10 protein-coding genes are annotated in these 11,583 nt (G+C 73.4%); 7 read left to right on the plus strand and 3 right to left on the minus strand.

Annotated features, from left to right (window positions below; genetic code table 11):
* The first annotated feature begins 176 nt into the window (after positions 1 to 176).
* Both AB0D08_RS09485 and AB0D08_RS09490 read left to right on the plus strand, forming a co-directional pair.
* On the plus strand, positions 177 to 1,448 hold the full coding sequence (locus AB0D08_RS09485; RefSeq protein ID WP_359887294.1) for an MFS transporter: 1,272 nt from the start codon (positions 177 to 179) through the stop codon (positions 1,446 to 1,448).
* Positions 1,449 to 1,617: 169 nt separating this feature from the next.
* The gene (locus tag AB0D08_RS09490) at positions 1,618 to 2,835 is read left to right on the plus strand and encodes an MFS transporter (protein WP_359887336.1); all 1,218 of its coding nucleotides are present in this window, start codon (positions 1,618 to 1,620) and stop codon (positions 2,833 to 2,835) included.
* A 59-nt stretch (positions 2,836 to 2,894) separates the two neighbouring features.
* On the opposite strand, the gene AB0D08_RS09495 is transcribed toward AB0D08_RS09490, so the two are convergent.
* A complete protein-coding gene (locus AB0D08_RS09495; protein WP_359887296.1) occupies positions 2,895 to 4,025 on the minus strand; it encodes a hypothetical protein in 1,131 nt (376 codons plus the stop codon).
* Positions 4,026 to 4,331: 306 nt separating this feature from the next.
* On the opposite strand from AB0D08_RS09495, the gene AB0D08_RS09500 reads away from it, so the two are divergent.
* Both AB0D08_RS09500 and AB0D08_RS09505 read left to right on the plus strand, forming a co-directional pair.
* Complete coding sequence (locus AB0D08_RS09500; protein WP_033823890.1) at positions 4,332 to 4,658, plus strand: DUF4229 domain-containing protein; 327 nt, start codon at positions 4,332 to 4,334, stop codon at positions 4,656 to 4,658.
* A gap of 6 nt (positions 4,659 to 4,664) precedes the next feature.
* Positions 4,665 to 5,699, plus strand: a complete 1,035-nt coding sequence (locus AB0D08_RS09505; RefSeq protein ID WP_033823891.1) for a LacI family DNA-binding transcriptional regulator — start codon at positions 4,665 to 4,667, stop codon at positions 5,697 to 5,699.
* Positions 5,700 to 5,892: 193 nt separating this feature from the next.
* Here AB0D08_RS09505 and AB0D08_RS09510 read toward each other — a convergent pair whose 3' ends face one another.
* On the minus strand, positions 5,893 to 7,161 hold the full coding sequence (locus AB0D08_RS09510) for an MFS transporter (protein ID WP_359887299.1): 1,269 nt from the start codon (positions 7,159 to 7,161) through the stop codon (positions 5,893 to 5,895).
* Between the two features lie 423 nt (positions 7,162 to 7,584).
* Between AB0D08_RS09510 and AB0D08_RS09515 the strand changes: the two genes are divergently transcribed.
* Positions 7,585 to 8,961, plus strand: coding sequence for a dicarboxylate/amino acid:cation symporter (locus tag AB0D08_RS09515; protein WP_359887301.1), 1,377 nt, complete (start codon positions 7,585 to 7,587; stop codon positions 8,959 to 8,961).
* 124 nt (positions 8,962 to 9,085) lie between these two features.
* A complete protein-coding gene (locus AB0D08_RS09520; RefSeq protein WP_359887303.1) occupies positions 9,086 to 9,640 on the plus strand; it encodes a hypothetical protein in 555 nt (184 codons plus the stop codon).
* A 480-nt stretch (positions 9,641 to 10,120) separates the two neighbouring features.
* Here the strand turns inward: AB0D08_RS09520 and AB0D08_RS09525 are convergent, their stop codons facing one another.
* A complete protein-coding gene (locus AB0D08_RS09525) occupies positions 10,121 to 10,324 on the minus strand; it encodes a cold-shock protein (RefSeq protein WP_003998944.1) in 204 nt (67 codons plus the stop codon).
* A gap of 348 nt (positions 10,325 to 10,672) precedes the next feature.
* On the opposite strand from AB0D08_RS09525, the gene AB0D08_RS09530 reads away from it, so the two are divergent.
* A complete protein-coding gene (locus tag AB0D08_RS09530) occupies positions 10,673 to 11,554 on the plus strand; it encodes a menaquinone biosynthesis protein (RefSeq protein WP_051813874.1) in 882 nt (293 codons plus the stop codon).
* Positions 11,555 to 11,583 lie beyond the last annotated feature (29 nt).

Below are 11,583 nucleotides of genomic sequence, written 5' to 3' on the forward strand. Positions count from 1 at the left end.
GCGCGCGGCTTCAGGGCTCGGGCGCCAGGTCGGATGGCGGAGCCGCCGCGCCGTGCTCGGGGCGCGCGTGGCGGCCCGCCGTCCGGGCCGGCGCGGGAATCCGGCCGCAGACCGCTGCCGCATCGTGACCCCAAAACCACTGGAATTCGCAGTGGTCTACACCAAAACTCTCTCCTGTGACCGCACCCGAACTGCAGCACGCCCGCACACCGGCCCCCACGCCCGCCGCAGCCCCCGCCCCCGCCGCAGCCCCCGCCATCTGGTCCGCCGGCTTCCGGCTCTACTTCACCGCCCGCAGCTCCGGCCTGCTCGGCGACGCGATGCTCCCGGTCGCCGTCTCGGCCGGCCTGCTCGGCGCGGGCCACCCGCTCGGCTCGGTCGGCTACGCGATGGCCTTCCTGATGGCACCCTTCGCGGGCCTGGTCCTGGTCGGCGGGGTCCTCGCCGACCGGTTCACCGCCCGCCGGCTGATGATCGCCGCAGACCTGCTCAACCTGGTCACCCGGGTCCTGCTCGCGCTGCTGTTCTTCCGTGGCATCGACCAGCTCTGGCAGCTGTACGCGCTGCTCGCGCTGGCCGGTACGGCCGCCGCGATGTTCCAGCCCGGCGCGGCCTCCACCGTTCCGCTGGTCGCCCGCGACGTCCAGGGCGCCAACGGCGTGCTGCGGATCTCCGAGGCCGTCACCGCGCTGCTCGGCCCGGCCCTCGCGGGCGTCCTGGTCGGCGCCGCCGCCACGGGCTGGGTGATGGTCATCGCCGCCGCCACGTACGGCGTCAGCGCGCTGTGCCTGCTCGCGCTGCGGCTCGGCGCGGTGCCCGCCCCGCCCGCCGGCGACAGCCTGTGGCGCAACCTGGTCGTCGGCTGGCACGAGTTCAGATCCCGCAGCTGGATGTGGGGCGTGATCGTGATCTGGCTCTTCTTCAGCGTGCTCTCCTTCGGACCGATGCTGCCGGTGGCCGCCGGTGTGGTGGTGCCGCAGCACGGCTCGACCGTCTACGGCCTGCTCAGCTGCGCGTTCGGGGTGGGCACCGTGCTGGGCGGGGTGGTCGCCATCCGGGTCAAGCCGGCCCGGCCGCTGACCGGCGGCGCGCTCGCCCTGATCGCCTTCCCCGCGTACCAGTTCGCCCTCGCACTGGACCTCCCGGTCCCCCTGCTCGCCGCCGCCCAGCTGCTCACCGGCGCCGGCGTCACCTTCTGGGGCGTCATGTGGGCGACCAGCGTCCAGACCCAGGTGCCGGGCGAGGTGCTGAACCGGATCCACGCCTACGAGGTGGCCGGCTCGGTCTGCATGGTCCCGCTCGGCGCCGCCCTGGCCGGCCCCGCCGCCGACGCCTTCGGCGAACGCCAGGTGCTGGCGGCGGGCGGTGTGGTCGCCCTGCTGGTGGTCGCGGCCCTGCTGCTCAGCCCGCCGATCCGCGGCCTGCGCCGGGCGGTGGCCCGATCCTGACGAAAGGTGGCAGTCAGGCCCCTCGTCCGTACCCGCCCCCGGCCCGGACACTCGGTCCGTGACCGACCTGAACACCCCACCGCTGAACACCCCACCGCGGACCGACCCCACCCTCCCCGCCCCCGATGCCGGACGGACCCCCCGCCCACCCCGCCTGCACTACGCCTGGGTGGTGGCGGGCGTCGCGCTGGTCGTCCTCGTCGGCGCGGCCGGCTTCCGCTCCACCCCCGGCCTGATGATGGACGCGCTGAACAGCGAGTTCGGCTGGTCGCACGCCACCGTCTCCAGCGCGGTCTCGGTCAACCTCACCCTGTACGGGCTGACCGCGCCGTTCGCCGCCGCGCTGATGGACCGCTTCGGCGTGCGGCTGGTCACGGTCTGCGCGCTGCTGCTGATCGCCACCGGCTCGGGGCTCACCGTGCTGATGACCCAGCCGTGGCAACTGGTGCTCTGCTGGGGCGTGCTGGTGGGCCTCGGCAGCGGCTCGATGGCCGGCGCCTTCGCCACCACCATCACCGGCCGCTGGTTCCAGGCCCACCAAGGCCTGGTCACCGGCGTCCTCACCGCCGCCGGAGCGGCCGGGAACCTGGTCTTCATGCCGGTCCTGGCCGCCCTGGTCACCCACCACGGCTGGCGCACCGCCGTGGTCGTGGTCTCGCTGGCGGCCACCGCCGTCGCCGTACCGGTCCTGCTGCTGATGCGCGAACGGCCCGCCGACCTCGGCCTGCTGCCACTGGGCGCCACCGAGCCGCCCGCCCCGCCGGCCGTCACCGGCAGCGCGCTGGCCCGCTCGCTGCGGGTGCTCCGGGAGGCCGCCCGCACCCGGGCGTTCTGGCTGCTGGCCGGTTCGTTCGCGATCTGCGGCGCCACCACCGCGGGCCTGGTCGGCACCCACTTCATCCCCGCCGCACACGACCACGGCATGCCCGTCACCACCGGCGCGAGCCTGCTCGCCCTGGTCGGCGTCTTCGACGTGGCCGGTACCGTCGCCAGCGGCTGGTTCACCGACCGCTTCGACTCCCGCGCCCTGCTGATCACCTACTACGCGCTGCGCGGCGTCTCGCTGCTCCTGCTGCCGCAGCTGTTCGCCGATTCGCTGCGCCCGCCGATCCTGGCGTTCGTGATCTTCTACGGCCTGGACTGGGTCGCCACCGTCCCGCCGACCATCGCGCTCTGCCGCCGCCACTTCGGCGCGGACGCCCCGGTGGTGTTCGGCTGGGTACTGGCGGCCCACCAGATCGGCGCCGCCGCGGTCGCCTCACTCGCGGGCCTCGCCCGGGACCACTTCGGCGACTACGACCTGGCCTGGTACGCGGCGGGCGGCCTGTGCGCGGTCGCGGTGCTTTGCTGCCTCGGCCTCGCCCGGCGGCCCGCGCCGGCGGCGTAGCCGGGGCGCTCGGGCGGTCGGGTGCCCGGGCGCTCGGGCCCGGGCTTCGGGGCGGGGTTTCAGGCGCCCGGCGAGGCCAGTTCGATCATGCGGTGCATGACGGCCACCGGGATCGCGGGATTCCTGGCGGCGTCCCCGGCAGCATGGTCATCGAGCAGTGACCCCACCAGGACGTCCGCCGGCAGGGCCGGATGCTGCCGGGCCTGCCGGCGGACCGCCGGATCGGCGTCGCCGGTCAGCCTCGCCGCGGAACCGGGCGAGAGCCGTTCATCACCGGCCGCGTGGCGGCGCACCTCGGCGTCGGGGTCGTGGCCGAGCCGCTCGACCAGGGCACCCGTCGAGGCGGGGTCGTCGAGCGCGAGGAGGCGCAGCCGCGGATGCGGGCTGTCCGCGAGACGCAGCAGTCCGCCGCGCGGGAAGTTCGGATGGTTGCGGGGCCGGCCCGGGAAGGAGAAGCTGCCCGACCACCAGCTCCAGACGTCGAGGAGCAGGTGCGCCGGGGCGTCGTCGCAGGACTCGGCGAGGAACAGCCGTACGGCGCGGTCCTGGTCGGCGGCGAGGAGTTCCACGACGTCCGCGGGGAGCCGCGTCGCGCGGGCCACACTGCGGCGGATCCACAGGTTCGGGGACGAGGCCAGCTGCCGCATTGCCGCGGGGTCGTCGTGGAGCGCGGCGACCCACCACAGGGCGACGCTCCGGTGGTCGGCGGTGATCTCGGGGACGGTGCCGGCCATCGCGGCGATCTCGGCCGGTGTTTCGGGCGGCCGGGCTCCGGCGTGCGGAGCCCGCTCCACGCCCCTGCGGACGGGTGGGTTCGCGCCGGAGCGCTGTCGCCCGGCGTGCTCCGCGGCCAACTCCGCGACCAGGCCGTGGACCGGCAGTCCCGCGGTGGCGGCGAGCAGCCGGTCCCACTGGAGGGAAGTGAGTCTCCCGCTGTCGGCGGCCGCCCCCCAGACGCGCCTGGCGGGATGGGCGACCGCCGCGTCCAGGACACCGGGCGGCAGGTCGTCGCGGAGCAGGAACCCCGCCCTTCCGGCACCGAAGAGCCCGATCAGTACCGCGGCGGGGGCGGCACGGTTGAAGCCCAGGCCGTCCAGCCACGCCCGGGCGAGGTTCCCGGAGGGCCGTGGGCCCTCGGCGAGTGCGGCCCAGACCCCGTCGCACTCTTCGACGCCCCGCGAGATCTCCACCGCGGCAGGCTAGCGGGGACGGTCGTACTCGTCGTACTCGTCGCACTTGTACTCGCGGTACCCGTCCTCGTCGCTGCGTCCGCCCGCCGACCGGGGGGCGTGGCGTCGCCGACCGGGCTGCCACCGCGGGCGCGGGGGAACGGGGGTGGCGCGGGGCGTGGGAGGCGTTGCGGGCCCGGTACCGGCGGCGGTCCGAGGGCGGTGACGAGCCTGTCTGCCGCTGCGGTCGGTCGGCATGCTTCACTGGGAGCCGTGCCCTGTGGGCCAGCTCCGCCCGCCGTACCCCTGCAGTGAGGACCTCCTTCCGTGAGCAGCAAGACGCACGCCACGCTCCGCTACACGTCCCTGCGGGTCAGCATCTTCCTCGGCTGCCTGCTGATCTTCCTGCTGCTGGGCCACTTCGGTGTGATCCCGGTGGCCGGTGACGCGGGTGCGGTCTTCCTGGTGCTGCTCGCCGGACTGGTGTCCGCGCCGATCAGCTACGTGGTGCTGAGCAAGCAGCGGGACGCGATGTCGGCGCAGATCAGCGAGAAGGTCGAGACGATCCGCTCGCGCACCGCGGCGCAGAACGCGGAGGAGGACGCGGCCGACGACGCCGCCCGCGCCGCCGCCGCGGCAGCCGTACAGAACTGATCCCCGGTGCCGCAGTCCGCGGGCGGTCCGGCTGCCGCCCCCACCCCTCCGAAGCGGCCGACCGGCCGTGACGTGGCCCGGCTGGCGGGCGTCTCCCAGGCCACCGTGTCGCTGGTGTTCTCGGGTTCGGACGCCGGGCACCGGGTGTCCGAAGCCACCCGGGAACGGATCCGCGAGGCGGCCCGCAGCCTCGGCTACCGCCCTCAGGCGGCCGGCCGGCAACTGCGGCTCGGCCGCAGCGGCATGATCCTGCTGGCGGTGCCCAACCTGCTCGGCCCCTTCTTCGGACGGGTCCTGACCGGGGTGCACGAGGAGGCGGGCAAGCACGGGCTGGCCGTCGTGGTCAGCAGCGGCTGGGCCAGCGCCACCCTCGCGGACGCCGCCGCCACCAGCCGCTTCGACGGCCTGCTGGTCTGCTCCCCGGACGACAGCCAGCTCGGCGAGCTCCCGCCGGACACCCCCGCCGTGTTCCTGGACGCCGATCCGGCCGCCAACCACGGCCGGCCGACCGTCGAACTCGACGTCGCCGGCGGCATGCGCGGCGCGGTCGAGCACCTGGTGGCACTCGGCCACCGGCGGATCGGGCATCTGAGGTCCACCCACTCCGCGTACACCTTCCGGGTCCGGCAGGCCGCGTTCGAACAGGCCACCCGCGGACTGGAGGTGGTCGAGGCGGGCGTCAGCCTGAACGAAGGACGCCAGGCCGCCTTCGAGGCCGCGCACCGGCTGCTCGGCGGGCCGGACCGGCCGCGCGCCGTGGTCTGCGACGACGACGTGGTCGCCTCCGGGCTCTACCAGGCCGCGGCCGAACTCGGGCTGCGGATCCCCGCCGACGTCTCCGTGGTCGGACTCGACAACATCCCGGTGGCCGAGCTGCTGGCGCCGCCCCTCACCACCGTCGACCTCCCCGGCGAGGAACTCGGCCGGGCCGGGGTCACCGCGCTGGCGGCGCTGCTCCGGGGGGAACCGGTGGCCGCCGTCCCGGCTCTGGCGACCAGCTTGGTGGTGCGCAGCTCGACCGGTGCGGCGGCTGTGCGCTGACGTTCTCGGGATGACGGATGACAGTTGACGGATTCTGTCAGCGCGAAGATGTTCGCCGGATGTGCACCGCCCCCGTTGCCGACCCCATGGCGACCCGCATGTGCTGGGTGGGCCGACTGTCGCGCGGTCGATCGACAATGGACAGAGGGCGGCTGACAGATATCGTCATCTGTCAGCCGCCCCCGCGATCCCCTCACGCCTTCGCGGCCACGCGCTCCTCCTGAGCCGCCGCCACGGCGCCGCCCGCGCTGCCGCCCGCGTCCCGCGCCCCTTCCCCAGTCCCCGCCGACGGCCGGGTCTCCAGTCGCCGCCGGCAGCCGAACAGCAGCGCGCCGCCCAGCCCGATCCCACCCACCGCGCAGAGCGCGACGGCGGGCAGGGAGTCGGAGGCGAGCAGCCCGGAGACGGCGTAGCCGGCCGCGTTGCCCGTCGCGAAGAGGGTGACCAGCCAGGCGAACGCCTCGGTCACCGTGCCGGTCGGCGCCAGTTCGGCGACCAAGACGAACGCCGCCGCCAGCAGTGGCGCCAGGGAGATCCCGGACAGCAGCGCCAGACCGGCCATGGCGGCCGGACCGGGGAGCAGGAGCAGCGGCAGGTAGCTGGCGGCCATCGCGAGCGCGATCGTCCAGGTGCGGGTGGCGGTGCTGATCCGCCACGGCAGCGCGCCGTAGACCAGGGCGCCGACCAGACCGCCGAGGGCCGCCAGTGCCAGCAGGCTGCCCGCGCCGCCCGGCAGGCCGCCGGGGTGGTTCTCGGCGTACGCGATGAACAGCACGTTCTGGGCGCCGACCGTCCAGCCGGCGCCGGCCAGTCCGACCAGCAGCAGGACCAGGCCGGGGGAGCGCAGCGGCCCGAGCAGGCCGGCCGAGGACTCGCGCGGCGGCGCCTGCCAGGCGCGGGCGGGCGCGGTGGTGGCGACCACCAGTGAACCGAGCAGCCCGAGCGCCGCGGCCGTCCACAGGGCTGTGGACGGGCCGAAGGCGGCGGCCAGTCCGGCCACGGCCAGCGGGCCGGCCACGTAGAGGACCTGCTGCGAGGCGGAGTCGAAGGCGTACGCGGTGTCCAGTTGCTCCTCCTCGACCACGGCGGGCCACAGGGAGCGCAGGCACGGTTCGAGCGGCGGCATCGCCAGCCCGGCGAGTGCGGCGCCGGCCAGGGCGGCGGACGGCGAACCGGGTTCGAGCGCCAGCAGCGCATACCCCAGTCCGGCGACCAGCGCGGAGGCGATCAGTACCCGGGGCTGGCCGGTGCGGTCCACGATCCGGCCGAGCACCGGGCCGCCGACGGCGGCGGCGATGGCGTACGCGGCGGTGGCCAGCCCGATCCTGCTGTACGGCGCGCCGGCCTCGCGCAGCGCGAGGGCGATCACCAGCGCGGTCATCCCGGCGGGCAGCCGCCCGAGCAGGGTGCCCAGCAGGAGTCGAGTGACGTGCGGGGCGCGGAGCAGGGCGAGATAGCCCATGGCGTTCGGTCTCCTGGGCAGGCGGGGGCGCTGGGGTCAGTCACTAAGTTATACGTATAACTATCTCTGGTCAACCGAGGTGGTCCCGGGCCCGCTCGCCCGCCCCGCCCGACCCCTCGCGGGTCGTTCGTCGACGTAACTCAAACCTGTACTTTGAACATCTCAAAGGTTTATTGCTAATCTTCCGGCCATGACCACCCCAGGCGCCGCACTCCAGTACGGGACGAGCACCCCGCTCGCACCCTGCTGCCCGCGCCTGTCCGGTGCTGTGGACAGCCCGCGCACCTGTCGCGCCCTGCGCTGTACCGAGGCGGCACGCCCCGTCTGAGGCCCGGCCCCGCCGGCTGCCCTCCGCCGTGCCGCCATCGCCCCCGCGCGCCCCACCCCCCTGTCTGTCCTCCCGTTCTCCGGAGTCGCATCCCCATGTCCACCGCGCCCACCGCGTCCACGGCACCGGCCGGATCCCCGGCACGCACCGGGTCCACGCCGCCCTCGTTCCTGGCGAAGGTCCGAAAGACCCCGTTCTGGGTCCAGATCGTCAGCGGCCTCGTCCTCGGCGCCCTGCTCGGCTGGATCGCCCGTGCAGGCGACGTGTCCTGGCTGGCCACCACCCTCGAGACGATCGGCCGGACCTTCGTCCAGCTGCTCACCCTCGCCGTCCCGCCGCTGGTCTTCACCGCGATCCTGGTCAGCGTCGCCAACCTGCGGAACGTCACCAACGCCGCCCGGCTGGCCGTCCGCACGCTGCTCTGGTTCCTGGCCACCTCGCTGATCGCCGTCGCGATCGGCCTCGGCATCGGTCTGCTCACCGACCCGGGCAAGGTCGACCACAACGGCCTCAAGGCCGCCGCCCCGAAGCACACCGGCAGCTGGGTCGACTTCATCACCGGTATCTTCCCGAGCAACATCGTCGAGGCCTTCACCGAGGTGAACGTCCTTCAGATCGTCTTCCTGGCTGTCGTGGCCGGCGCTGCGGTGCTGAAGATCGGGCCCAAGGCCGACCCGGTGCTCAAGCTGAGCGAGTCGCTGCTGGAGCTGATCCAGACCGCGCTCTGGTGGGTCATCCGGCTCGCCCCGCTCGGCACCCTCGGCCTGATCGGCAAGTCCGTCGCCAAGTACGGCCAGGACGTCCTGCAGCCGCTGAGCGTGCTCGCCGTCGACGTCTACGCCGGGTGCGCGCTGGTGCTGTTCGTCGTCTACTCGCTGCTGCTGCGCTTCGCCGGCGGTCTCAACCCGCTCAACTTCTTCAAGGGCGCCTGGCCCGCCGTCCAGCTCGCCTTCGTCTCGCGCTCCTCGGTCGGCACGCTCCCCGTCACCCGCCGGGTGACCGAGCGCCTCGGCGTCCCGAGCGAGTACGCCAGCTTCGCCGTGCCGTTCGGCGCCACCACCAAGATGGACGGCTGCGCAGCCGTCTACCCCGCGCTGGCCGCGATCTTCGTCGCCCAGTTCTACGGCGTCCACCTCGGCGTCGGCGACTACCTCCTGATCGCCTTCGTCTCGGTCATCGGATCCGCCGCCACGGCGGGCCTGACCGGTGCCACCGTGATGCTGACGCTCACCCTCAGCACCCTGGGCCTCCCGCTGGAGGGCGTGGGCCTGCTGTTCGCCGTCGAGCCGATCCTCGACATGGTCCGCACCGCCACCAACGTGGCCGGACAGGTGGTGACGCCGCTGATCGTGGCCGCCCGTGAGGGCATCCTCGACCGCGACGCCTACAACAACCCGACCGGTGACCTCCTGACGGAGAACCGCCCGGCCGTCGTCCCGGCGCAGCCGGCCGCCGAGCCGGTCGCCGCCTGATCCGACCCGCACCCCGTTCGAGCCCTTCCCCCGGCCGGGGGAAGGGCTCGAACCGTCGCTCGACCGACGGCCCTCGCCCTGCCCGGGTCGGACGCCCCGCCCACCGTGCCGCTACGGTTCCCGGGTGACCGCTCCTGCCTGGACCGACGACGAGATCGTCGCCGAGATCCGCGAAATCGCCCGGGCCGACCGCCTGCCACCCCCTGCGCCTGCGGAGGCGGCGGACGCGTTCGAGGCGCTCACCGGGTTCCCGATGGCGCCGCTGCTGCGGAGGATCTACTGCGAGGCCGCCAACGGCGGCTTCGGCCCCGGCGGCGGTGGCGGCCCCGGGTACCGCCGCGTGGAGAGCGGGGTGGTGTCGCTCACCGCGTCGAAGCGGAGGTTCAGCAACGAATCGTCCCTGCTGCACCTCTACCGGGAGTGGACCTCCCAGCCTTCTGCGGAACAGCAGTACTATCCGCGCCACGTGCTGCCGTTGGTGACCCTCGGCGGTGTCATCTGGTGGTGCATCGACCTCAGCAGCCCGCAGGGCAGCATGTGGGGCGCCGACGAGAACGCCTGCGACCACCACTGGCTCGCCCCGCAGAACCTCACGTTGGCCCAGTGGCTCACCGACTGGCTCCGCGGAGATCCCGCCCTTCCGGTGATCCCGCCTGTTCCCGGCTGCCCCACCTGTTGACGGGCGGAGGCGGTCGGGCGTCGGCGGTGAGTCCCGGCCCGCCGTGCGGGATGCTTCCCTTCGGTGCCTCGGTACTTGTGGCGCCGGGCGCGGCGAGAAATCGCCGCCCGACCGGTGGATCACGGTGACGGACAGCCGCCACGACGCCACCGAAGGCTGCTCCTGGCGCCTGCGGCTCTCCGCCGAGGGCGCCCGGACCGACGTCCTCCCCACACCCGGCAGCGATTCTGCGGACGCTGACGCCACCGCAGACGCCGAGGGCGAGGACCTGGACCCGGTCGGCCCACGATGGCCGGAATCCACCGCTAGCCCGCAAGCCCGTAGGCCCGGCTGCACAAAGGCAGGGGGCCCGCCGCGTCCGGATGAACCGGACCGGGGCGGGCCCCCTTGGTACTGCTCGTCATGCTCTTGCTGGCGGCCGGTCAGGGCTGCCGGTGGACCCACACGGGGCCCCGAGCGATCAGATCATCAGAGGATGGATCAGACAGGGGTGACGTTCTCCGCCTGCGGGCCCTTCGGACCCTGGGTGACGTCGAAGCTGACCGCCTGGTTCTCCTCCAGCGAGCGGAAGCCGCTCGCGTTGATGGCGGAGTAGTGGACGAAGACGTCGGGGCCGCCGCCCTCCTGGGCGATGAAGCCGAAGCCCTTCTCGGCGTTGAACCACTTGACGGTTCCGGTCGCCATACCGTTCTCCTTGCGAGGGACGTAGCGGGCACCACACCTTGTGGCACCCGGTCCGCTGCGCTGATCGCCCCGCCTCCGGAGTGGGTCCGGAGTTTTTTCGCACAGTGCTCAATCAGTGCTCAATTGATGCTGGTGAAAAATTACAAAAAGCCTGCGGTTACATGCTCCGCAGGCTCCAAGTACTGCAAGGGGAATCAAACTGCAACTGAGTGGAACCGTAGCACGAGGGGGCTGCCCCGACCAGGGGTCTCCGAAAGCCGTGCACGGTGTGTCGGCCACCGGGTGCGGGGCCTTCCGTAAGGCAGGCATACGCTGCCAGGAGCGCACGAACAGCAGAGGGAGCATCTGGTGACCGGTACGGACTCAGGCGGCCCGGCGGCAGTAAGGCCACGGGTCGGACACATTCAGTTCCTCAACTGCGTGCCCCTCTACTGGGGCCTGGCACGGACCGGAAACCTGCTCGATCTGGACCTCAGCAAGGACACCCCGGAGAAGCTCAGCGACCGGCTGGTGGACGGCTCGCTCGACATCGGGCCGATCACCTGTGTGGAGTACCTGCGCAACGCCGACCGGCTGGTGGTGCTGCCGGACATCGCGGTCGGCAGCGACGGACCGGTGATGTCCTGCGTGATCGTCAGCAAGCTGCCGCTGAACCAGCTGGACGGCCGCCGGGTCGCCCTCGGCTCCACCAGCCGGACCTCGGTACGGCTCGCCCGGCTGCTGCTGGAGGAGCGCGAAGGGGTACGGCCGGAGTACTTCGGCTGCCCGCCCGACCTGGACGTGATGCTGGCCGACGCGGACGCCGCCGTGCTGATCGGCGATCCGGCACTGCGGGCCTCGCTGGAGCAGGCACCCCGTCAGGGGCTGGCCGTGCACGACCTCGGGGCGATGTGGAAGGAGTGGACCGGCCTGCCGTTCGTTTTCGCGGTCTGGGCCGCCCGCCGCGACTACGCCGAGCGCAACCCGGCGATGGTGGCCGCCGTGCACCGGGCCTTCCTGGAGTCGCGCGACCTCTCGCTGGCCGAGGCCGCCCTGGTGGCCGAGCAGGCGGCCCGCTGGGAGTCGTTCGACGCGCCGCTGCTGGAGCGGTACTTCAGCGAGGCACTGGACTTCTCGCTGGGTGAGCGGCAGTTGGCGGGGATCGCCGAGTTCGCCCGCCGGATCGCGCCGGACAGCGGCTTCGCCCCCGACGTCACGGTCACCCTGCTGGAGCCGGCCCCGGTCGGCTGACCGACGCCGACGCCACCCGGCAGCCGCCC

The sequence above is a fragment of the Kitasatospora sp. NPDC048540 genome (genome assembly GCF_040651175.1).
GTDB lineage: Bacteria > Actinomycetota > Actinomycetes > Streptomycetales > Streptomycetaceae > Kitasatospora.